We start from the raw sequence: 23,538 nt of genomic DNA on the forward strand, positions 1-23,538 counted from the left end.
AGTAATATAGCTTAAATGGAAAGCAATAAAAAATACTGGAAAGGCCTAGAGGAGTATAAAAACACTCCCGATTTTGTTGAGAATAACAAAAACGAATTTGCTGAGCCTATTCCAATTGAAGATGTTTTAAGTGAAGCAGGATTAAGTACAGTTACACCACGCCGCGACTTTTTAAAAGCCCTTGGTTTTGGTTTAGGAGCTGTTACTTTAGCGGCTTGTCAGAAAGCGCCTGTACACAAATCAATTCCTTATTTAATTAGACCAGAGGAAGTTGTTCCTGGTATACCAAACTATTATGTTTCTACCTTCAAAGGTCAAAGCGTATTGGTTAAAACGGTAGTAGGTCGTCCTATTAAAATCGAAGTTAATCCAAATGCAGGTGTATTTAGTACCGGTACTGATGCGCAAGCGCAGGCTTCAGTTTTAGATTTATATGATGTATCTAAACTTAAAAATCCTTTACTTAAAAAGGATGAAGTAACATCGTGGGCTGACATTGATACCTTTGTTAAAGGTGAATTGAATAAAGTTCAAGCATCTGGTAAAAAAATCCGTATTGTATCTTCTAGCTTAAACAGTCCATCGGCTAAAGCTGTAATTACAGATTTTACTGCAAAATACCCAACTACCAAACATGTACAATATGATGCCGTTTCTTATACAGGTATCATTAAAGCAAATGAAAATAGTTTCGGTAAAGCAGTATTGCCTAAATACAATTTCGATAAAGCAGATTTAATTGTAAGTTTTGGTGCAGATTTTTTAGGTACCTGGATTAGCGGAGAAGAATATACTGCACAATATGTATCTAACAGAAACTATAAATCTTTAGAGAACAAAAAAATGTCTCGTCATTTTCAGTTTGAAAGTGGAATGAGCTTAACTGGTACAAATGCTGATACACGTGTGCCAATTAAATTATCTGAAGAAGGACCAGCATTAATTGCACTTTATAATGCAGTTACTGGCGGAAGTTTAGCAGGTGGTACTTTAGGAAACAATGTTACTGCAGATAAAGCAGTGAAATTAGTTGCTAAAGAATTATTACAAAACAAAGGAAAATCAATAGTAGTTTCTGGCTCTAATGATGTTTCTACACAAATATTAGTTAATGCCATTAATGCTGCTATTGGTAGTTACGGTACAACTATCGATTTAGATAATGCTTGCAAACGTTACGAAGGTAATGATGCAGAATTTGCTGAATTGATTAATGAAATGACTAGAGGTGAAGTTGGAGCTGTATTCTTCTTAGATTCAAATCCAGCTTATGATTCGGTTAATGCTAAAGCGTTTACAGATGCATTATCAAAAGTAGGCTTAAAAGTTTCTTTTGCTAATAGAGTTGATGAAACTTCGGATCTATGTGATGTAGTTGCAATTACTCCTAACTATTTAGAATCATGGGGTGATGCGAATACCTACGAAGGTTTCTATTCTATCGTTCAACCTACAATTAATCCTGTTTTCAATTCTCGTCAAGCAGAGCAAAGTTTATTGATTTGGTCTGATGCAGCTGTACAAGATTACTATCAATACGTTCGCAATAACTGGGAGAAAAGTGTATTGCCAAGCGTTGGTAAAACATGGAATGATGTGTTGCAAACTGGAGTAATTTCTGCCGCTGCAAAAACAGCAGGAGCTTATTCTTTCAGCATGTCATTAGATGCTGTTGCATCTTCAATTGCTACAAGCAGTAAAGCATTAGCAAAAGGAAACGGTAAAGATATTTTAGAATTACATATTTATGAAAGCGTTGCTATACGTGATGGTAAATATGCTAATAATGCATTCTTACAAGAATTACCAGATCCAGTTTCTAAAGTAACTTGGGATAACTATATCGCTTTAGCGCCTAAACAAGCAGAAGCTTCAGGTTATAAAGAATTTGATATCGTAACCATTAAAAACGATCAAGGTGTTTCGATTGACTTACCTGTTCTAATTCAGCCAGGTCAAGCAATGGGTACAGCTTCTGTAGCATTAGGTTATGGTCGTACTAAAGTTGGTAAAGCAGGTGATAATGTAGGTAAAAACGCATTCCCATTTGTAACTTTTAGTAACGGTACATTAAAATATGCTACTACTGCTACTCTTTCTGCTACTGGCGGAAGAGAAGAATTGGCTCAAACACAAACACATTATTCTTTCGAAGGAAGAAATATCATTCGCGAGGCTACTTTAAAAGATTACTTAAAAGATCCAGCTGCTGGTTCAGGAAATCATCATAAACATAAAGTTTACGATTTATGGACAACAGATAAGCATGAAATGGTTGGAAACAACTGGGTAATGGCAATCGATTTAAATGCTTGTACTGGTTGCGGATCATGTATTGTTGCTTGTAATGTTGAAAATAATATTCCTGTAGTTGGTAAAGATGAAGTTCGTAAACGTAGAGAAATGCACTGGTTGCGTATCGATCGTTATTACAGCTACAATCAAGAGCCTTCTGCAAAAGCTGATGATCATGCTGGTCATGGTTCTGGAACAGGTGCTGTAACTAAAGAAAAAGAAATTGCGCACTTAGAAGCAGATCAAATGAACAACGTTTCTGTTGTTCACCAACCAATGATGTGTCAACACTGTGATCACGCTCCATGCGAAACAGTTTGTCCGGTATTGGCAACAGTACACTCATCTGATGGTTTAAACCACATGGCTTATAACCGTTGTGTTGGTACACGTTATTGTGCAAACAACTGTCCATACAAAGTTCGTCGCTTCAACTGGTTTAACTACTGGAATGATTCACGTTTCGATAACTATTTAAACAATGAATTTACTCAATTGGTGTTAAATCCAGATGTTACTACACGTTCACGCGGAGTAATGGAAAAATGCTCAATGTGTATTCAACGTATCCAAACTGGTAAACTAGCAGCTAAAATAGATAAACGTCCTTTAAAAGATGGCGATATCAAAATGGCTTGTCAACAAGCTTGTTCTGCTAATGCGATTATCTTTGGTGACAAAAATGATCCAAATTCAGAAGTTTCAAAAGCATTAAAGAGCGAACGTATCTACTATGTTTTAGAAGAGATAAACGTAGAACCAGGTATTGGTTACATGACAAAAATTAGAAATATAGATTCAGAAACTAAAGAAGTACACGCGTAAGCCGTACTTAGCAATATAAATTATGTCAGGACATAACGAATCAATTTTAAGAGAACCATTAATTACTGGTAAAGATATCACGTATGCACAAATTACTGATGATATCTTACTACCAGTAGAGAGCAAGCCGAATAAGGCTTGGTGGATTGGCTTTATTCTTTCACTTTGCGGAGCAACACTGTGGGTTGTTGCCGTAGGCTATACCTTCTGGTTCGGTATCGGAGCTTGGGGTTTAAATAAGACAGTTGGCTGGGCTTGGGATATCACAGGTTTCGTATGGTGGGTAGGTATTGGTCACGCCGGAACATTAATTTCTGCGGTATTATTACTCTTCCGTCAGAATTGGAGAAATTCAATTAACCGATCTGCGGAGGCTATGACAATCTTCGCTGTTATCTGTGCCGCTACTTACGTTGTATCTCACATGGGTCGTCCATGGTTAGCGTATTGGGTATTACCATTGCCAAACCAATTTGGTTCACTTTGGGTAAACTTTAACTCTCCATTGGTATGGGATATGTTTGCAATCTCAACCTACTTTTCGGTATCATTATTATTCTGGTACACAGGTTTATTGCCAGATATTGCAACAATTAGAGATAGAGCTGCAGGAATGCGTAAAAAAGTATATACTGTTCTTTCTTTCGGATGGAATGGTAACGTAAAAACTTGGCAACGTTTTGAGGCCGTATCATTAATCTTGGCAGGTATTTCAACACCACTTGTACTTTCTGTACACACAATTGTATCAATGGACTTTGCAACATCTGTAATTCCAGGATGGCACACCACAATCTTCCCTCCATATTTTGTGGCTGGAGCGATTTTCTCTGGTTTTGCAATGGTATTAACATTATTGTTAGTGGCACGTAAAGTATTAGGTTTAGAGAACTATATCACTATGTTCCACATCGAATCGATGAATAAAATTATCATTCTTACTGGTTCAATTGTGGGTGTAGCTTACTTAACAGAATTTTTCATCGCTTGGTACTCTGGTTCAGAGTATGAGCAATATGCGTTCATTAACCGTGCTACTGGTCCTTACTGGTGGGCATATTGGATGATGATGACTTGTAACGTAATTTCTCCGCAGTTGTTGTGGTTTAAGAAAGTAAGAACAAGCATTGCAGCTACTTGGATTTTATCAATCGTAGTAAATATCGGTATGTGGTTTGAGCGTTTCGTAATTATCGTTACCTCATTACACAGAGATTATTTACCATCAAGTTGGACAATGTTTACACCAACCTGGGTTGATGTAAGTGTATTTGTTGGCTCAATCGGATTATTCTTTACTTTATTCTTATTGTTCTTAAGGGTGTTACCTTCAATTGCAATAGCTGAGGTAAAATTATTATTGAAGAGTGCAAGTGAGCAAGCAAAATTAGAACTGATCAAAGATGGTCACTTAGATAAAGAACAAGTTGCAGAATATGTAGAGTCTTTAGATAAGTTTGATAGTGTTAAACAAGAAGAATACGCAAAAATATAACAATGAGTAATATCAAATATATTTTAGGTAGTTTCGGCGATCCAGACGAAATGATGCATGGCATCGAGAAGTTGCAGGAAAATAACATCAAGATACATGATGTATATACGCCAATGCCTATTCACGGTATCGAAGCAAAATTAGGTGTTAAAAGATCAAGATTAGACATCGCAGCGTTCTTTTTCGGTATCACCGGAACATTAACAATGCTAACAGGTGTTTATTTGGCAACAGTTGTAGATTGGCCTATAAACATTGGAGGTAAAACGCATTTTGCACTTCCAGATTTTATTCCAATTACATTCGAGTTAACAATCTTGTTTTGTGCATTCGGTTTAGTAGGATCATATTATGCATCTACACATTTATTTCCTGGTAGAGCACCAAGAGTAATGGATATCAGAGCAACGAATGATCGTTTTATTATTGCTGTTGATGCAAAAGAAAACACTGAACACACCAAAATTGACGAACTATTAAAAGGTGCAGGTGCTTTAGAAGTAAAGTACAATGAAAGGAAGTACATTAGCTATGAATAAGAATATAGTATACGCTGCATTTACGGTGCTAGTTGCTGTTGTAATGCTTTCGGCCTGTAAAGATAAAAGAAGCACAGGTTTAGAGTATGCAAGAAATATGTATGATCCAATTGCTTACAATCAGGATCAACCAAACAAAAACTTTGCAAATGGAGCTACTTCACAAACTCCGCCAGCAAATACAGATCCAATAGGATTTGTGAAGTTTGAATACGCAAATACTAAAGAAGGATACGAAGCTTCATCTGTAGTGGTTAATCCATTACAATTGACAGAAAAGAACCTTTTAGAAGGCAAGCACTTTTACAAGGTATTTTGTTCTCCATGTCACGGTGAAAAAGGAGATGGCCAAGGACATATCGTAAAATTAGATAAAGGTATTTCAGGCGTTCCAGCTTATTACGGAGCTGATGCAGTTTCATCACGAGGTGGTGCAATGGCAAGCTTATCAGCTGGTAAAATCTATCATACAATTACCTACGGATTAAACGCTATGGGATCTCATGCTTCACAACTTACTCCTACAGAAAGATGGAAAGTGGTGTTGTATGTACAACAATTACAAAAAACTAAATAAGAAAAGCAGATATAAATGGCAACTCATCATTATAATTTAAGTGAACAATTTGAGTTTACAGGAAAAGCTAAAACACTAAGTATGGTAGGCATCGTTTTAGGTGCAATAGCTATAGTTTATGGTTTTATGAGTGGTGCACACGAGCGTACTTTCGCAAACCTGTTACTTATGGCATATTACTTTGCGTGTGTTTGTATGTCTGGTGCTTTCTTTTTAGCCGTGCAATATGTTGCTCAGGCTGGTTGGTCTGCATCGATATTAAGAGTACCACAAGCAATGGCAAAAACACTTCCAATAGCTGTAGTAATTTTATTAGCTGTTATTGGTGCGGGTCTTTTTACCCATAATCTTTATCACCATTGGGCAGATCCTGAACTTTTAGTTGAAGGCGGTCCTAAATATGATAAACTAATTGCAGGTAAATCTGCATTCTTAAATATCCCTTTCTTCATGTCAAGACAGATAATTTTTCTGTCAATTTACAGTTTCTTTGCTGTTAAATTAGCACAGTGGTCTGCACAAGAGGATTTAGTTGGTGGTTTAAATTACTATCGTAAAAGTTTTAAAAATGCTTGTATTTTCTTAGTTATTTATGGATTTACAACTCCAATATTTGCTTTCGATACGATCATGTCATTAGAGGCTCATTGGTTCTCTACTATGTTCGGTTGGTATAACTTTGCAGCAATGTGGGTTAGTAGTTTAGCAACTATCGCTCTAATCATTATTCTTTTGAGAAAAGCTGGTTACATGAGCTGGGTAAACAATAGCCACCTACATAACTTAGGACAGTTTATTTTTGGTTTCTCAATTTTTTGGACTTACGTATGGTTCGCTCAGTTTTTATTGATTTACTATGCAAACATGTCTGAAGAAACTGTTTATTTTTACAAGCGTTTTAATAACTATGAAGCTTGGTTCTACATCAATTTGATTTTAAACTTCTTAACGCCATTACTACTTTTAATGGATCGTGATAACAAAAGAAGTGAAAACATTTTGATGGTGGTATGTATATTGGTTCTTTGTGGTCACTGGGTTGATTACTACCAAATGATTATGCCAGGTATTTTCGAATTTGGAACTAAAGTAATTGATGGTAAACCGGGTAGTGGTTTCGGGATTATTGAGATAGGAACTGCTTTAGGTTTTGTGGGACTATTTACTTTTAGTGTACTGAGTTCACTAAGTAAAAAGCCTCTAATTGCGAAAAACCATCCGTTTTTACAAGAAAGTTTAAACCACCATCTATAATAGAAGAAGGTTTAAAGGTTTATAAATTAATATAAAAGTACATCGTACTGCTTTTAAGAAAATGAGTTTAAGAAAAATAATAAGTGATAAAACAATGTCGGCATTTGCAGTAATATTATCTGTATTTGCAAGTACAAGTGTGTTTGCCCAAGAGGCTGCCGCTACCGCGAAACCAATAGACATGGCTCCGATTTATAAATCAACCTTGTTCTATGTATTGTTGTTTTTGCTATTGTGTTTATTCATCGCGATAGTTGGTAAGGCATTAAGGGTTTATGAGTTAACTCGTGAAACACAAGGTAAGCCAGAGGGTATTAACTGGGATACTGTAAACGGTGTGCTGTTTGCTCTATTTTTAGTTGTTGGTTTATATGGTGTGTATTGGGAATATACAGTACATGGAGAAATGATTTTGCCAGAAGCAGCATCAGAACATGGTAAACGAATTGATGAAATGTTTAATTTAACATTAATCATAACTACTATTGTTTTCATCCTTACTCATATCGTATTATTTGCATTCGCCTATTTTTACAAAAGCAGTGGCAATAGAAAAGCATATTACTACCCTCACAACAACTCTTTAGAGCGTATTTGGACTATTGTTCCAGCTTTAGTTTTAACTGTGTTAGTTTTAATGGGATTTTTAACATGGAGATCTATATTCTATAAAATCGAAGATCCTAATAATAAACCATTAAGTATTGAAGTTACTTCTTCTCAATTCCAGTGGGATATCCGTTATCCAGGAGCTGATGGTGTCGTAGGTTTAAAGAATTATAAAAAAATTACAGCTATTAATGCGTTAGGTATTGATTTTAGCAAGAAAGAAAGTCTTGACGATCAAATGGCTGAGGAAATTGTTTTGCCAGTTAATAAACCAGTTCGCTTTATCTTAACAAGTAAGGATGTATTGCATAGTTTTTACATGCCACATTTTAGAGTGCAGTTAAACACTGTTCCAGGTATGACTTCTTATTTCGAATTCACGCCAACTATTACAACTGACGAAATGAAAGTTAAAACTAACGATCCTTCATTTAGTTACTTGTTACTTTGTGCAAAAATTTGTGGATCTAACCACTACAATATGCAAAAACCTGTTAGAGTTGTATCTCAAGCAGAGTATGATGAATGGGTTGCTAAGCAAACACCATATTTAACTGATGATTTGAGAAAGGTATTTAATTTACCTGTACCTGTAGCTCCAGCGGCACCTGCTAAAACTACTGATACAACTGCAAAAGATTCAACAGCAATAACAAATCAAATAGCTTTAAAAAAATAATAATACTGGAGAGCCCTTATTATGTCAACTATATCACTTCAAGATACACACCACCACGATAACCATGATGATCATGCTCATGGACATCACCATGAAACGTTCTTAACTAAATATGTATTTAGTCAAGATCACAAAATGATTGCCAAGCAATTTTTAATTACTGGTATCATTATGGCTGTTATTGCCATGGGATTATCTATTTTATTTAGATTACAATTGGCATGGCCTGATAAAAGTTTCCCCTTGTTGGAATCGTTTTTAGGTAAATGGGCTGAAGGTGGAAGAATAAAACCAGATTTTTATTTGGCCTTAGTTACCATCCACGGTACTATCATGGTATTCTTTGTGTTAACCGCTGGTTTAAGCGGTACTTTTAGTAACTTATTAATACCATTACAATTAGGAGCTAGAGATATGGCATCGCCATTCTTAAATATGTTATCTTATTGGTTCTTCTTTTCTGCTTGTGTAATAATGATGAGTTCATTCTTTATACAAACTGGTCCTGCAAGTGCGGGTTGGACAATTTATCCTCCGTTATCAGCAATTCCAAAAGCAATTGATGGTTCTGCGATGGGGATGACACTTTGGTTGATAAGTATGGTAATGTTCGTAGCTTCATCTCTTATGGGTGGTATTAACTACGTGACTACTGTATTAAACATGCGTACCAAAGGCATGGATTTGTGGAAAATGCCATTAACAATTTGGGCGTTTTTCTTAACCGCGATTTTAGGTATTTTGTCTTTCCCAGTTTTAGTAGCTGGCGTGGTATTGTTAATCTTCGATCGTAGTTTTGGTACAAGTTTCTATTTATCAGATATCGTAATGGGTACTCAAGTATTACCTAACGAAGGTGGTTCTCCAATTCTATGGCAACACTTATTCTGGTTCTTAGGTCACCCAGAGGTATACATTGTAATTATGCCTGCTTTGGGTATTTCATCAGAGATTATCTCTATCAATTCTAGAAAGCCGATTTTTGGTTACCACGCGATGATTTATTCATTAATTGGTATTACAACCTTGTCGTTTATTGTATGGGGTCACCATATGTTCGTAACAGGTATGAACCCATTATTAGGTGGGGTATTCATGATTACAACGTTAATTATTGCAGTACCATCAGCAGTAAAAACATTTAACTATTTAGCTACATTGTGGAGAGGTAACATCAGATTTACTCCAGCCATGCTATTTGCCATTGGTTTAGTTTCATTCTTTATATCTGGTGGTTTAACTGGTATTTTCTTAGGTAATGCGGCTTTAGATATTAACCTTCACGATACTTACTTCGTAGTTGCTCACTTTCACTTGGTAATGGGATCAGCTGCTATTTTTGGTATGCTCGCAGGTGTATATCACTGGTTCCCTAAAATGTTTGGTAAAATGATGAGTGCTAAATTGGGATATTTACATTTCTGGTTGACATTTATCTGTGCATATTTGGTATTCTTCCCATTACACTTTTTAGGTTTAGATGGTGTTCCACGTCGTTATTATGCATTTACTGAATTTGAATTCATGAACAAGTGGTTAACAGTTAACGTATTTGTAACATGGGCTGCTATTATTGCTGCATTGGCTCAAGTAGCTTTCTTATTCAATTTCTTCTACTCAATATTTAAAGGTAAAAAAGCTCCTCAAAATCCTTGGGAAGCAAATACTTTAGAGTGGACAACTCCAGTTGAACATTTACATGGTAACTGGCCAGGAGAAATTCCAACCGTATATCGTTGGCCATATGATTACAGTAAGCCTGGTGCAGAAACTGATTTTATTCCTCAGACAGTTCCTTTCTCTCAAACGATGAGTTCTAATTTACCGCATGATTTTGAAGGAAATACAGAAGCTGAAGAAATTCAGAAGACTTGGGAAGTTAAAAATAAACCAGCATCTACTGAAGCAGAATAAACTACATCGCTAGTTTACATATAAAATAAGGTATCTGCGGAAGTAAATAAGCTTGCAACAGATACCTTATTTTTTTAATCTACTAACCTCATGATTGCGAAATCTGAAAGAAGATTTGTAAGAATAAACTTTATTACCATAGCTGTAACATTGCTAGTCATTTTGGCTGGAGGAATTGTTCGCAGCACTGGTTCCGGTATGGGTTGTCCAGATTGGCCAAAGTGCTTTGATCAATATATTCCACCAACGGATATATCTCAGCTACCTGCTAACTATAAAGATAAATATGTTGAAGGTAGATTAAAAAAGAATGAAAAATTTGCCAAGTACTTAGAAAGTATGGGCAAAAATGAGCTGGCCGATAGCATTAGACATGATAAAAGCATTGTTGTACCGGAAGAATTTAATGTGTCAAAAACCTGGACAGAATATATAAATAGATTAGCTGGCGTAGCATTAGGGTTATTTCTAATTATCACTGCTATTCTCTCTTTTACTTATAGGAAGTCTGCAAAAAGAATAGTTGTCTTAAGCTTACTAAATATATTGATAGTAGGATATCAGGGTTGGTTAGGTTCGATAGTGGTATCAACTAACCTAACACAATGGGTAGTAACAGTTCATATGCTTTTGGCATTAATCATTTTAGGGATATTAATTTATACCTACAATTATGCTGTAATGTTGCATAAAGAAAAAAGTGTGATTATGTATCGCATTATGTGGCTAAAAGGATTTTTAGCTTTTACAATAGTGATATCAATTATTCAGATTATTCTGGGTACAGAAGTAAGAGAAAGCATAGATTCTATTTCAAAATCATTAAATTTCAGTGGTAGAGATAGTTGGGTTGCTAAAGTAGGGTCGGTTTTTGTATGGCACAGAGATTTAGCCATACTTGTAGCAATAAGTAATTTAATTGTATATAAAATGGTAATAGATAGATTTAGTGGAAAAGCTTGGTCATTGCTAACTGCAAATTATATTATTATTGTTTTAGTTATTCAAATAGCAACTGGATTTTTACTTTCTTATTTTTCATTACCACCATACGCTCAAGCTTTGCATATATTTTTTGCAACAGTATTATTTACATTGCAATATTACCTGTATCTATTGGTTTATAGAACAGAAACTTACAAACCAAATTAATCAAAAAATTGAAACAGTTTTTTTCAGATTTCTCGAAACTAATTAAATTCAGACTTACCTTTTTGGTTGTTTTTTCTGCATCTGTTACTTTTTTAATCGGATCGAAAATACAAATTGATAGAGGAATTGCTCCAGGAATTAATTGGACAAACTGGTTGATTTTGATAGTTGGAGGATTTTTAGTTACTGCAGCCGCAAATTGTTTTAATGAAATTATTGAAAAGGATTTAGATAAGTTGATGGATAGGACAAAAGATCGTCCGATGCCAGCTGGAACAATGACTACTGGTCAGGGTTTGGTTTTAGGCCTAATCATGGGTATTGCCGGAACATGGCTTTTAGGTAAATTAAATTTGGAAACAGGATTGATATCTGTATTCTCAATTCTGCTGTATGCTTTTGCTTATACTCCATTAAAGCAGAAATCGCCAATAGCGGTTTTCGTTGGAGCCATTCCAGGTGCTTTACCTCCACTAATTGGATATATAGCAGCAATAGGTGGGCAATCTGAAATAGGATATGTTCCGGTTGATTATTTAATTGCAATCATACTTTTTTCAATTCAGTTTGTTTGGCAATTTCCTCATTTTTGGGCAATTGCTTGGGTTTTAGATGATGATTATAAAAAGGCTGGATTTAGATTGTTACCTACAAAGAAAAGAGACAAAGTAAGTGCTGTAATGACATTTATAAGCACTTTGATATTAATTCCGGTAAGCTTATTGCCAACTTTCTTTGGCTTTGGTGGATATTACATTGCAGCAGTTTCAATTCTTGCAGGTTTGCTTTTCAGTTATTACGCTTATCAATTAATGGTTAAAATGGATTTACCGAGTTCTAAGAAAGTGATGTTTTGTTCATTTTTTTACATCCCATTGGTACAGGTAGTTTTATTATTTGATTTAATAGTTTAAAATATTAAAAATGGTACAGACAATAACACAACAAGATTTAAATTTTAACGCCAAACCTAAAAAGTTTGTGGTTTGGTTATTTGTTGTTTCATCAACCATTATGTTTGGGGGATGGACAAGTTATTATATTGTTTTCGCTGCATCCAAGGGTAAAGGACATGGTTTAGTTTTGCCTGATGTATTTACTTATAGTACAGTGGTTTTATTATTAAGTAGTGTGATGCTTTATTTGGCTTCAAGATCGCTAAGAAATAACAATAGAAAACAGCAACAAATGTTTTTGTGGTTAACTATGGCTTTAGGCTTAGTGTTCGGTTATCTACAATTTCAGGGATGGAGTAGCTTATACAACAGTGGGGCAGCGCTAATCAATAATAATGCGGCAATATCAATGATATATATCGTGTCAGGTTTTCACTTGCTACACATTTTTGCAGGAGTTTGTTTTGTATTAAATGCTTTGGTTGGCTCTTACAAGCAGTTGCCACTAGAAAAGGCGACCTATCGCCAAGATATTACTGCTATTTTTTGGCATTTTATAGATATTTTATGGATATATCTGTATGTTTTTTTACTTTTGAACAATTAGATTTTTTAACAAACTAATATACTATTACTAAATGGATTCATTATCGAAGTTAGACCAAGTAAAAACCACTCCATGGGCCGGTGGCCGTTCACCTTGGAATTTGGAATATGGTAAAATAATGATGTGGTTTTTCTTATTATCAGATGCCTTTACATTCTCATCATTATTGGTTTATTATGGCGCTCAGCGTTTTACTAAAGCTACATGGCCATCGCCAGATTTAGTATTTCAATCAATTCCGGGTATAACTGATACAGGTGCTCCACTTGTATTTGTGGGTATCATGACCTTCATTCTAATTATGAGTTCGGTAACTATGGTTTTAGCAGTAGAAGCTGGACATAGAAGAGCTAAGAAAGAAGTGATTTGGTGGATGGTAGCTACTATTATTGGTGGTTTCATGTTCTTAGGCTGTCAGGCAATTGAGTGGACACACTTACACCATGAAGGTTTCTGGTGGGGAGAAATCCCAACTGCAGAAGAATTGACCCATTTCTTTAATGGACCAGTTTCAACCATTGCGGCTCAACAATTTGCAAACTTGTTTTTTACAATTACTGGTTTCCACGGTTTCCACGTATTTAGTGGTGTAGTCATCAATATCATCATCTTAATCATGACTATAAACGGTACTTTCGAGAAACGTGGTCATTATTTAATGGTAGAAAAAGTTGGTTTATACTGGCACTTTGTAGATTTAGTTTGGGTGTTTGTATTTACATTCTTCTATTTAGTTTAATTATTACTATTCTTTAAAAATATTATTATGTCTGAACATAACAACTTGCATACATCAGAAGACCACGCTCATGGAGATCATGAGGGAATGTCTAAAGGAAGAATTTGGAAAGTATTCTTCATTTTATTATTCATTACTGTAATAGAATTTATTATTGCATTATGGATTAAACCAGCGGGATACTTTGGTAATCATGCAATTTTAATTGGTAACACACTTTATATTGCTTTAACACTTTTAAAAGCTTATTATATTGTTGCCTTTTTTATGCACTTGAAATTTGAAAAACTTGGATTACAATTAGCTCTTTCAGTTTCTTTTATTTTCATCATTTATTTTATTGTTCTGATGCTTATTGAAGGCGGTTATTTGCATGACCACATGCCAAATATTTAATGAAATATCATCCATTAAAAAAAATATTAATCCTGGTAGCCATTTTAGCGGTACCGGGATTTTTATATTATTTACTACAAGAAAAGGGTAAAAATAGATACAGACCTTTAGCTATTTATGGCGAAAAAGTAGTAGCTAAAACTTTTCATAGCGTAAGAGGAAAAGATATACCGGATACCATTTATCATGAGATTGATGATTTTAATTTAATCAATCAGCAAGATAAAGCTGTCAATTGGGATACCTACAAGGGAAAGGTTGTTTTGTTAAACCTATTTTATACTACTGGTAAAAATTTCGGAGTAGATTATGCCAATAAGGCCATGGCTGGATTTGCTAATCTTTACGAAAACAACAAGATGATGCATTTTGTAAGTTTAAGCATCGATCCTGAAAATGACAAACCTGGTGTTTTAGCAGGTTACTCAAAAAGGCTTCAAGCAAATTCATTAAAGTGGGATTTACTTACTGGTGATAGTACAGCTGTAAATAAGTTCATTAAAAACGGCCTTTTACTAGATGCTTTAAAAAGTGCAAAAAACGGAGAGCCAGTTTTTACCTATAGTAATATGTTTGTACTTGTCGATTCACAACACAGAATAAGAGGTTTTTACGAAGCAACTAGCCAAGAAGCATTATCGAAATTAGATGATGAGATTAAGGTTTTAATTGCCGAAGAGTTGCGGAATATGCGTGACGGCAGATAGTACCATTAAATTTTTATTAAATTGAATATGAAATCGTCGGTTGAAAAAAAATACAATATTTGGATTATCATTTTATCTATTGCAATTCCTTTGGTTGTAGCCATTTTATTTGGCGTAAACTTAAGGGATTTAGGCTATGACGTAAAACCCTTAACCTTTTTACCGCCAATTTATGCAACAACTAATGGACTAACCGCTATTGTATTGGTGTTAGCAGTAAATGCCATTAAAAATGGCAAAAGAAAGCTTCATGAAAATTTAATGAAGTTTGCCATTTTACTCTCTATCCTTTTTTTGGGAATGTACGTTGCTTATCACATGACATCAGATTCAACAAAATTTGGAGGTGAAGGTGCTATAAAATATATCTACTACTTTATATTGATAACTCATATTCTATTATCAATCATTATTATACCATTTGTATTAATAACTTATGTAAGAGCGTTAGCAGAGCGATTTGATAAGCACAAAAAGCTGGCTAGAATTACTTTCCCAATGTGGTTATATGTTGCAGTTACTGGCGTTATTGTGTATTTGATGATCTCACCGTATTATATTTGAAATTCAAGTATAAATATCAATTTGTAAAATTCTCTTTACTGTAAAACGTTTAATGTCTATATTAGGCTCAAGTAATTTGAGCTTTAGAGGTGGATATAATAACAGGAAAAGATTTATTGCAGCTAATAGATAATGGTCATATAAAGGCTTTTACTAACTTTTATAATCAATTTTTTAAAAAATTACTTATAATCGCAGATAAGTATGTAAGGGATACTCCCGCTGCTGAAGAAATAGTACAAGATGTATTTTTAAAAATTTGGGAAAGTCCTGATAATCTTGATAAAATAGCTTCCATTAAATCTTACTTATATAGGTGTGTGATTAATGCATCTATAAATTATGTGAATAGGCAAAAAAACATTGTTGAGCATCACAAAAAACTGGCAACTACTATATCTGATGAATATTTAATAGAATTGGATGAAGAGAATGAACTGGTTATACTATTGCATCAAGAGATAGAAAAGCTACCTCCACAATGCAAGAGGATATTTAAACTAAATCGGTTTGAACATTTAAAGTACAAAGAAATTGCAGTTTTACTTCAATTGTCTGAGAGAACAGTTGAAAATCATATTGCAAACGCATTAAAAATCCTCCGCAAATCACTTTTGGAACAGAAAAACATTAAGAAATCATCTAAAGGATACAACTTAGTGCTGGTTTTATATCTTTATTAGATTTTTTTAAAACAAACTAGGGGTTTTATTGTTTCCGGTTGTCTTATTGATAACCTAAACAAACTACAATGCTCCAAAACAATGAATCTCTGGTTTTAATAGCTAGATATTTAAACAATCCAGATGACTTGGATTCGCAATTATTTGTCGAAAAATTTAGATCATCATCATCAGAAAACAATAAATATTTTTTAGAAATTGAAAGGGTTTGGAAACTTTCGCAGTCTGCAGCAGTATTTGAAACGGCCAATCAAAAGCAGTCCGTTGAAAATATACGCAAGGCTTTAATGGTGAACTCAGCAAAAGGATTTGCATTGTGGAAAGGAGTTGCAGCATCATTATTTGTGTTGATTGTTGGTTATTGGATTTATAGCCAAGCCACAAAAGTTAATTATATCACCAAAACAACTTCACGAAACGAAATTGATTCAGTTAAATTGGTAGATGGCTCTATCATTATTCTTGCAGAGAATAGTTCGTTTACCTATCCTGATAAGTTCGGAGGAAATAGAGAAATATCTTTAAGTAAAGGGCAGGCGTTTTTTAAGGTAGCAAGTGATCCAACAAATCCTTTTAAGGTGATGATAAATCAATCTAGCGTTACGGTTTTAGGTACCTCCTTTAATATTAAAATTTCGGATTCTAAAATTGATCTGGGTGTAATTACGGGTAAAGTTTTTTTTAGCCCTTATCCAAATGGCACCACATCTATTCTTACTGCGGGACAAGCATTAAGCTACGAGGTGTCAAAAAAGCAATTTATCGCTAAGAATTCTCAAAATTCAGACTCATGGTTAACCAAGGAATTGGTTTTTATAGACACACCCCTAGAAGAAGTTTGTAGACAACTTACGGCTTATTATGGTACTGAAATAAAATTGAAAGACAATAGAGTTACTCAAAAGAAGCTAAACGCTAATTTTAAAGATCAAAGTTTAGAACAAGTACTTGATATTTTGAATGAAACCTATAATATAAAAATAAACAAAGAAAATAACCAAATCAACTTAATAACACCTTAAACAAATAATTAATTAACCAAACAAACTATGAAGAAAAACTTCTACAAAAGAAAAGCCGGAATGAGTATATGCCGAATGGTATTGCTTGTTTGTGCCATCTTTTGGTCTTTCCTAGCTAAAGCTGATGCGCAGCAGGGCAAGGTTAAACCAGAAAGATTAGAAAATTATCTTAAAAAATTAGAACTGACTTACAAAATCAGTTTTGTTTATGATGCCTCAGAAATTAACAAAACTATGTTATTGGATGTCCCTGATAAATTGGGATCAATAACGGAGTCATTAGAACAATTGAAACAAAAAAACATTGGTTACAGACAGGTTGGTAATCAAGTAATTTTGAAAGTACAAGAAACTATTGTTACTACTCCAATTAAAAAAGACGTTGTAGTAAAAGGTGTAGTTAAAGATAAATCTGACGGGGAGCCAGTTCCTGGTGTGAGTGTTTTCGTAAAAGGAACATCTAATGTTGTTTCAACCAATGAAAAGGGAGAATTTCAAATATCAGTTAAAGATGCTACAAGTATTTTAGTATTTAGATATTTAGGTTACAAAACTGTAGAGAGGATTGTGGGCTCCAACAAAACAATAAATGTAGACCTAGAGGAGGATGCAAGTCAGTTGAAAGAAGTTAATATAGTATCAACAGGATATCAAAATCTTGATCGTAAACTTTTCACTGGTTCTACTACAAAAATTAGTGCTAAAGATTCTGAAAGAAGTGGGGTTCCTGATATCTCACGTATGTTAGAAGGTCAGGCCGCGGGTGTTTCTGTTCAAAATGTTTCAGGTACTTTCGGAGCTGCACCAAAAATTCGTGTGCGTGGTGCTACATCATTATCAGGTGATAATAAGCCATTATGGGTTATTGATGGTATTATTTTAGAAGATGTTGTAAACATTTCTAATGAAGCACTTTCTACTGGTGATGCTAGCACTTTGATTGGTTCTTCTGTTGCGGGCATAAATCCAGATGATATCGAATCTTTCACCATCTTAAAAGATGCAGCTGCAACAGCGATGTATGGTGCTAGAGCAATGAACGGGGTAATTGTTGTAACTACAAAGAAAGGGAGAAATACTGAAGGAAAGGCAAACATCAATTATTCAGGAACTTATACCACTTACTTGAAACCATCCTATGATAACTTTGATATCATGAACTCGGCAGAGCAAATGTCTGTTCTTTTAGAGATGGAGAATAAAGGATATTATTCTCACAGTTCATTGGCTAATTCTGCAAATGGTGGTGTTTTTAATAAAATGTATAATCAAATGTATGAGTATAATCCATCAACAGATTCATTTTCATTAAATAATAATACACAAAGTCGTCTTAGCTTTTTAACAAGATATGCTAATGCAAATACTGATTGGTTTGATGTTTTATTTAAAAATTCATTACTACAAGAACATTCATTGAGCGTAAGTAGTGGAACCGCCAGAGCTCAGAACTATTTTTCTACAAGTTATACTCATGATAGCGGACAAACACTTGGAGATAATGTTAAACGTTTTACAGCTAACTTGCGTACCAATTTTCAAGTTAATGATAGGTTAAGCGCAGAATTATTGGTGAATGGATCAATTCGCGATCAAAGATCACCAGGCACATTAACTCGTCAATCAGATCCAGTTTTTGGACAATATTCTAGAGATTTTGATATTAACCCATATTCTTATGCGTTAAATACAAGTCGCGTATTAACTCCTTACAATCAGGATGGTAGTTTGGAATATTTTACGCGTAGTTATGCGCCTTTTAATATTATTAATGAATTAGATAATAACTACCTCACCTTGAATATGCTTGATTTAAAAGTTCAAGCTGGGGTGAAATATAAGATAATTCCAAAATTAACATATTCTGTTGATGGAGCTTATAGATATGCAAGATCTGAAAGACAACATTACATTTTAGATAACTCTAACATGGCTCAAGCATTTAGGGCAAATCAAAACCCAGGAGTAAATGATGCAAATATTTTATTGTATCCAGATCCTGATTTCCCAAATGACCCATCTGTTGTTGTTTTACCTGAAGGCGGTTTCTTTAACACCACAAATAACAACATTCTAAATTATTATCTTAGAAATAACCTAGAATATGATTCGAAATTCGGTACAGACCACAGATTGAATGTTTTCGCATCTTATGAAATGAGATATACTGATAGGCAAAACAGTGATTTCGATGGAGTTGGTTATCAATATGATAATGGTGGATTAGTCAATCCAAATTACAGATATTTCAAAAAAGCAATTGAAGGTGGCGATCCATATTTTTCTATGGGGTTAGGATATGATAGATTTTTAGCTATGATGGCAAGAGCTGCTTATTCATTTAAAGAAAAATATAGTATCAATGCTACTGTTCGTAATGATGGGTCTAATTTAATGGGTAAATCTAAAGTTGCTCGCTGGTTACCAACTTGGAATATTTCTGGCGCATGGGATATTGATCAAGAGAAATTTTTTGTTGGAGCTAAGCCCTATATTTCTGGTGCTAGGATAAGAGGTACCTATGGTTTAGTAGCTAGTTTGGGTGCTGCAAATAATTCATCAGCCGTATTTTTCAATAGAATAGCTTATAGGCCATATGAAAACGAGAAAGAATCTCAAATTTATACAAGTAGTTTAGAAAATTCTGAATTAACTTGGGAAAAATTATATGAACTTAATATTGGTACAGATTTAACACTATTTGATAATAAAGTTAATTTAACGTTCGATTATTATAAGAGAAATATTTTTGATCTTATTGGAGCAATAAGAACATCAGGTATTGGAGGCCAGTTTACAAAATTTGCCAACTATGGCGAAATGAAAGCACATGGTTATGAGTTAACAATTTCTGGTAGTCCGGTGAAAACTGCAAGTGGTTTTAAATGGAGAACTCAGTTTAACTTTGGTTTCAATAAAAATGAAGTTACAAGGTTAGATGTTGACCAAAATATTTGGACTTTAGTTAGAGCAGAAGGAGCTCCAAAACAAGGTTTTGCACAACGAGGATTATTTTCGCTTCAATTTGACGGGTTAAATCCGCAATACGGTTATCCAACATTTGTTGGCGTAAATGGAGTTAGAAATGAAACCAACATAAATCTTCAGGACACAAATGTTGAAAGCTTAACTTATCATGGCCCAGTCGACCCAACTTTAACAGGTGGTTTTTGGAATCAGTTCTCTTATAAAAACTTTACATTATCAGCATTATTCACTTTCTCCACTGGTAATTATGTAAGGTTACAACCTACAGTAAGTGCTACATATAATGATATGACAGCTATGTCTAGAGATGTGTTGAATAGATGGATTAAGCCTGGAGACGAAGCTTTTACCAATATCCCTTCGATCTTAGACAGGTTTACCGCAGCAGCTAGAGTTACTAAAGCAGATGGAACAACAGTTGTTAGTGCAGTTTATCCGTATAATGCCTACAATTATTCTACAGAGCGTGTTGCGAAGGGTGATTTTGTTAGGTTAAAAAATATAAGTATAGCTTATGCATTACCTTCTAAATTAACATCTAAAGTGGGTTTATCTAATGCACAAATTTCGTTGGTAGGTAATAATGTAGCGTTATTGTATTCAGATAAAAAATTAAATGGAGCAGATCCAGAGTTCTTTAATAATGGCGGTGTTGCAATGCCAATTCCACAGCAATACACGCTTTCACTAAAGGTTGGATTTTAAAAAATTGAATTATGAAATTTAGTAATAAATATATATTAGCCCTAATCGGGATATCATTGTCTCTAGGTTCTTGTAAAAAATACTTAGACAAAAACCCCGATATGAGAGCAGAAATCAACACTGTTGACAAGGTAGCTCAATTATTAGTGTCAGCTTATCCTAAAAATAATTATTTAGCAATGGCCGAAACTTATTCTGACAATGTAGTAGATAAGGGTTTTGGCGTAGGTCATATCAATGAGCCATTTGTAAGCTTATACAATTGGCAGGATATTGAAGATTCAGGAAATAATACACCAACTCAATATTGGAATGCTTGTTATGCAGCAATTAATAATGCAAATCAAGCATTGGATGCTATTGCAAAAAATAACTTTGGCACCACCGTTAATCCGTATAAAGGTGAAGCATTAGTTGCTAGAGCTTATGCCCATTTTATGTTGGTTACTTTTTTTGCAAAGGAATATACAATTGGTACAGCAAATGACTCGCCAGGTATTCCTTATGTTTTAGCTCCAGAAACAACTACTTTACCACAATACAATAGAGGTACCGTTGCATCAGTTTATGCACAAATTGAAAAAGATTTAGAAGAAGGGTTACCTTTATTAGATGGTGGAACTTGGAAAGTGCCAAAGTATCATTTCACTCCTGCTGCTGCCCATGCTTTTGCATCAAGATTTTATCTGTTTAAAGGTAATTGGGACAAAGTAATTGAGCATTCAAACTTAGTTGTTCCTAACGGTAACTATTTAAACAACCAACGTCCTTGGAATACTACACTTGTAAATTATACGTCTGAAGAATTCAGAACAGAAATTACCAAAGCAGATAAAAATTACAATATTCTATTGGGTGAGACTTATTCTACCTATCAAAGAAGTTCAGTAGGTGGAACAACCCGTTATGGTTTTGGAACATCTATTTTTACAAACATTTATAATGGTTTAACTGTAACTGGCGCAAGATTTATCAATAAAGGTTTAAGATGGTCAGACAATAATTACGTAACCTATACTTTAAATGAATATTTTTATTACACTAATGTTACTGCAGGGATAGGTTTTCCTTACATTATGCAACCACTATTCTTAGCAGAAGAAGGCTTAACTAATCGTGCTGAAGCTTATATACAGAAGGGAAATTTCGATGCGGCAATTGCAGACTTAAATACCTTTGCATCTGCCCGTATAGCAAATTATAATGCTACAACTCATGGGGTAACTTTAGCCAAAGCAAAAACATTTTTTAATGTAACTGATGATAAAGATGCTTTGTTGAAAACAGTGCTACAGTTTAAGCAAATTGGATGGATGAGCGAAGGAATGCGTTGGATGGATATTGTAAGACATCATTTGCCAGTTAGACATAATTTTTTAGCACCTGATGGTACAGAAACCTTTAAAACTTTATCGCCAACAGATAATAGAAGGATGTTTCAAATACCAAAAGAAGCTCAATTGGCTGGTGTATCATTAAATCCTAGATAATTAGATCATGAAAAATATTATAAATAAATTAACCCTACTTTTAATTGCATTAGCAATATTCTCTTGTAATAAAAAAGAGAATTTAGATGTAGATTTAACTCAATTCAATACCGATAACTATGTTAAAGGTGATATTGATAAGTGGTTAATCACAAATTTAGAGCAACCTTACAACATATCTACAGTTTACAGATTCGAGAGAAATTTAACTGATGTAAATAGAGATTTATCTCCTGTCGAATTGAATAAGGTGCAGCCAATGATGAATGCCGTATTAACTTCGTTTTTACAACCTTTTGAAAAAATAGCAGGCAAAGCTTTCATTAAAACATATACTCCAAAACAATTTGTGCTTTATGGATCGCCATCTTATAACACCAATGGCTCTATTACATTAGGTTCTGCAGATGCGGGAAGAACAGTAATACTATACGAATTGAATAGCTTAAACTTTGCAAGTGCAAATGATGTAAAAAGAAAAATTAGAACCATACATCATGAGTTTACTCATATTTTAAACCAAAATATCATTATCCCACCAGCCTTTGAACAGGTATCAAAAGCAGATTATACAGCAGATTGGACTGGTTCAGCAAACACAGATGCCGTCGCTAAAGAGTTAGGTTTTATTTCTAGATATTCTAGAAGTTCATTTGGTGAAGATTTCGCGGAAATGGTAGCTTTTTTATTAGTTGAAGGGCAGGTTTATTTTGAGAACTATCTGGCAACAACAAATACCAATGCGGCTGCTAAACTTAGAGAAAAGGAGAAGTTAGTTTACGGTTATTACAAAGATTATTATAATATCGATTTTAAGTCACTTCAGAATGAAGTACAAAGGGTTTTAAAAACTAATTATGGTGCTACAGATCCAGCAGATATTACGCAAACATTTCCTATTATGCTAAAAAATAATAGAATAAATACATTGCTTTACGATCCAGCTGCATCTCATTATACTACTTATGGATTTTCAACAGCCTTTAACACATTGTTTAATAACTACAAGGCAATGATTGTAGCTCCAAGAGTTTTACAAAATTTCCAATTTATTTTTACTAGTGCTTCTACAATGACTTTTAGGATAGTGTACGTTAGTGGAACGAGTACATTAAATGCTGACTATAATTTTAGCTATACCGTAAATTCGACCACGGGTGAGGTAATATTCTCAAAAGTTATTCCAGAGGGAGTTGGTACAAACTATACCAATGGACAAAATCCGGCCACTTTGCCAGCGTTTGAAACCTATATGTTACCATATTTAACCAATAGAACATTTATTGCATCTTGGCTTCCAACTGGCATTACAGCAACCAATCCATTGTATAGAACTTTTGCTGGCTTTTCGGTAAGTGGCACGCCAACAAATTATTTTTACGGACCAATAACTTTGAAATAG

Annotated in this window: 19 protein-coding genes; all 19 read left to right on the plus strand. The window is 34.3% G+C overall.

From position 1 onward, the window contains the following. The first annotated feature begins 15 nt into the window (after nucleotides 1–15). The 19 genes from AC07XU_RS06775 to AC07XU_RS06865 all read left to right on the plus strand — a co-directional run bounded on the left by AC07XU_RS06775 (nucleotide 16) and on the right by AC07XU_RS06865 (nucleotide 23,538). Nucleotides 16–3,120 (plus strand): TAT-variant-translocated molybdopterin oxidoreductase, encoded by a 3,105-nt coding sequence (locus tag AC07XU_RS06775; RefSeq protein ID WP_494942860.1) that lies wholly within the window; start codon nucleotides 16–18, stop codon nucleotides 3,118–3,120. 22 nt (nucleotides 3,121–3,142) lie between these two features. Further along, the gene (nrfD, locus tag AC07XU_RS06780; protein WP_494942861.1) at nucleotides 3,143–4,615 is read left to right on the plus strand and encodes an NrfD/PsrC family molybdoenzyme membrane anchor subunit; all 1,473 of its coding nucleotides are present in this window, start codon (nucleotides 3,143–3,145) and stop codon (nucleotides 4,613–4,615) included. Between the two features lie 2 nt (nucleotides 4,616–4,617). After that, nucleotides 4,618–5,154, plus strand: coding sequence for a DUF3341 domain-containing protein (locus AC07XU_RS06785; RefSeq protein WP_494942862.1), 537 nt, complete (start codon nucleotides 4,618–4,620; stop codon nucleotides 5,152–5,154). Next, complete coding sequence (locus AC07XU_RS06790; RefSeq protein WP_494942863.1) at nucleotides 5,126–5,731, plus strand: c-type cytochrome; 606 nt, start codon at nucleotides 5,126–5,128, stop codon at nucleotides 5,729–5,731. The genes AC07XU_RS06785 and AC07XU_RS06790 overlap by 29 nt, the downstream gene beginning before the upstream one ends. Before the next feature lie 15 nt (nucleotides 5,732–5,746). Further along, nucleotides 5,747–6,985: a quinol:cytochrome C oxidoreductase gene (locus tag AC07XU_RS06795; RefSeq protein ID WP_494942864.1), complete on the plus strand. Its 1,239-nt coding sequence runs from the start codon at nucleotides 5,747–5,749 to the stop codon at nucleotides 6,983–6,985. Nucleotides 6,986–7,046: 61 nt separating this feature from the next. Next, nucleotides 7,047–8,273, plus strand: a complete 1,227-nt coding sequence (locus AC07XU_RS06800; RefSeq protein ID WP_494942865.1) for a cytochrome c oxidase subunit II — start codon at nucleotides 7,047–7,049, stop codon at nucleotides 8,271–8,273. A gap of 21 nt (nucleotides 8,274–8,294) precedes the next feature. Continuing rightward, a complete protein-coding gene (locus tag AC07XU_RS06805) occupies nucleotides 8,295–10,187 on the plus strand; it encodes a cytochrome c oxidase subunit I (protein WP_494942866.1) in 1,893 nt (630 codons plus the stop codon). Nucleotides 10,188–10,277: 90 nt separating this feature from the next. Continuing rightward, on the plus strand, nucleotides 10,278–11,339 hold the full coding sequence (locus AC07XU_RS06810) for a COX15/CtaA family protein (RefSeq protein ID WP_494942867.1): 1,062 nt from the start codon (nucleotides 10,278–10,280) through the stop codon (nucleotides 11,337–11,339). Nucleotides 11,340–11,347: 8 nt separating this feature from the next. After that, complete coding sequence (gene cyoE / locus AC07XU_RS06815) at nucleotides 11,348–12,253, plus strand: heme o synthase (protein WP_494942868.1); 906 nt, start codon at nucleotides 11,348–11,350, stop codon at nucleotides 12,251–12,253. 10 nt (nucleotides 12,254–12,263) lie between these two features. Beyond that, entirely contained in the window at nucleotides 12,264–12,842 is a 579-nt protein-coding gene (locus AC07XU_RS06820) for a cytochrome c oxidase subunit 3 (RefSeq protein WP_494942869.1), read from the plus strand. A gap of 31 nt (nucleotides 12,843–12,873) precedes the next feature. Continuing rightward, nucleotides 12,874–13,581, plus strand: a complete 708-nt coding sequence (locus AC07XU_RS06825; protein ID WP_494942870.1) for a cytochrome c oxidase subunit 3 — start codon at nucleotides 12,874–12,876, stop codon at nucleotides 13,579–13,581. A 27-nt stretch (nucleotides 13,582–13,608) separates the two neighbouring features. Further along, a complete protein-coding gene (locus tag AC07XU_RS06830; protein WP_494942871.1) occupies nucleotides 13,609–13,977 on the plus strand; it encodes a cytochrome C oxidase subunit IV family protein in 369 nt (122 codons plus the stop codon). Then, complete coding sequence (locus AC07XU_RS06835) at nucleotides 13,977–14,684, plus strand: SCO family protein (RefSeq protein WP_494942872.1); 708 nt, start codon at nucleotides 13,977–13,979, stop codon at nucleotides 14,682–14,684. The genes AC07XU_RS06830 and AC07XU_RS06835 overlap by 1 nt, the downstream gene beginning before the upstream one ends. 27 nt (nucleotides 14,685–14,711) lie before the next feature. Next, a complete protein-coding gene (locus AC07XU_RS06840) occupies nucleotides 14,712–15,248 on the plus strand; it encodes a DUF420 domain-containing protein (protein WP_494942873.1) in 537 nt (178 codons plus the stop codon). A gap of 89 nt (nucleotides 15,249–15,337) precedes the next feature. Beyond that, complete coding sequence (locus AC07XU_RS06845) at nucleotides 15,338–15,931, plus strand: RNA polymerase sigma-70 factor (RefSeq protein WP_494942874.1); 594 nt, start codon at nucleotides 15,338–15,340, stop codon at nucleotides 15,929–15,931. A gap of 68 nt (nucleotides 15,932–15,999) precedes the next feature. Further along, entirely contained in the window at nucleotides 16,000–16,953 is a 954-nt protein-coding gene (locus tag AC07XU_RS06850; RefSeq protein ID WP_494942875.1) for a FecR family protein, read from the plus strand. Between the two features lie 27 nt (nucleotides 16,954–16,980). Then, nucleotides 16,981–20,646, plus strand: a complete 3,666-nt coding sequence (locus AC07XU_RS06855; RefSeq protein ID WP_494942876.1) for a SusC/RagA family TonB-linked outer membrane protein — start codon at nucleotides 16,981–16,983, stop codon at nucleotides 20,644–20,646. Between the two features lie 11 nt (nucleotides 20,647–20,657). Beyond that, complete coding sequence (locus tag AC07XU_RS06860; protein WP_494942877.1) at nucleotides 20,658–22,136, plus strand: RagB/SusD family nutrient uptake outer membrane protein; 1,479 nt, start codon at nucleotides 20,658–20,660, stop codon at nucleotides 22,134–22,136. A 7-nt stretch (nucleotides 22,137–22,143) separates the two neighbouring features. Then, the gene (locus tag AC07XU_RS06865) at nucleotides 22,144–23,538 is read left to right on the plus strand and encodes a substrate import-associated zinc metallohydrolase lipoprotein (RefSeq protein WP_494942878.1); all 1,395 of its coding nucleotides are present in this window, start codon (nucleotides 22,144–22,146) and stop codon (nucleotides 23,536–23,538) included.

Source organism: Pedobacter sp. GW456-11-11-14-TSB4, from assembly GCF_059424425.1.

Bases quoted from the DNA above. Each gene is read 5' to 3' on its own strand.
- AC07XU_RS06795 (WP_494942864.1), top strand. From the start codon at position 5,747: ATGGCAACTCATCATTATAATTTAAGTGAACAATTTGAGTTTACAGGA.
- AC07XU_RS06820 (WP_494942869.1), top strand. From the start codon at position 12,264: ATGGTACAGACAATAACACAACAAGATTTAAATTTTAACGCCAAACCT.
- AC07XU_RS06800 (WP_494942865.1), top strand. From the start codon at position 7,047: ATGAGTTTAAGAAAAATAATAAGTGATAAAACAATGTCGGCATTTGCA.
- AC07XU_RS06785 (WP_494942862.1), top strand. From the start codon at position 4,618: ATGAGTAATATCAAATATATTTTAGGTAGTTTCGGCGATCCAGACGAA.
- AC07XU_RS06825 (WP_494942870.1), top strand. From the start codon at position 12,874: ATGGATTCATTATCGAAGTTAGACCAAGTAAAAACCACTCCATGGGCC.
- AC07XU_RS06805 (WP_494942866.1), top strand. From the start codon at position 8,295: ATGTCAACTATATCACTTCAAGATACACACCACCACGATAACCATGAT.
- AC07XU_RS06830 (WP_494942871.1), top strand. From the start codon at position 13,609: ATGTCTGAACATAACAACTTGCATACATCAGAAGACCACGCTCATGGA.
- AC07XU_RS06790 (WP_494942863.1), top strand. From the start codon at position 5,126: ATGAAAGGAAGTACATTAGCTATGAATAAGAATATAGTATACGCTGCA.
- AC07XU_RS06865 (WP_494942878.1), top strand. From the start codon at position 22,144: ATGAAAAATATTATAAATAAATTAACCCTACTTTTAATTGCATTAGCA.
- AC07XU_RS06810 (WP_494942867.1), top strand. From the start codon at position 10,278: ATGATTGCGAAATCTGAAAGAAGATTTGTAAGAATAAACTTTATTACC.
- AC07XU_RS06850 (WP_494942875.1), top strand. From the start codon at position 16,000: ATGCTCCAAAACAATGAATCTCTGGTTTTAATAGCTAGATATTTAAAC.
- AC07XU_RS06840 (WP_494942873.1), top strand. From the start codon at position 14,712: ATGAAATCGTCGGTTGAAAAAAAATACAATATTTGGATTATCATTTTA.
- AC07XU_RS06835 (WP_494942872.1), top strand. From the start codon at position 13,977: ATGAAATATCATCCATTAAAAAAAATATTAATCCTGGTAGCCATTTTA.
- AC07XU_RS06855 (WP_494942876.1), top strand. From the start codon at position 16,981: ATGAAGAAAAACTTCTACAAAAGAAAAGCCGGAATGAGTATATGCCGA.
- AC07XU_RS06775 (WP_494942860.1), top strand. From the start codon at position 16: ATGGAAAGCAATAAAAAATACTGGAAAGGCCTAGAGGAGTATAAAAAC.
- nrfD (WP_494942861.1), top strand. From the start codon at position 3,143: ATGTCAGGACATAACGAATCAATTTTAAGAGAACCATTAATTACTGGT.
- AC07XU_RS06860 (WP_494942877.1), top strand. From the start codon at position 20,658: ATGAAATTTAGTAATAAATATATATTAGCCCTAATCGGGATATCATTG.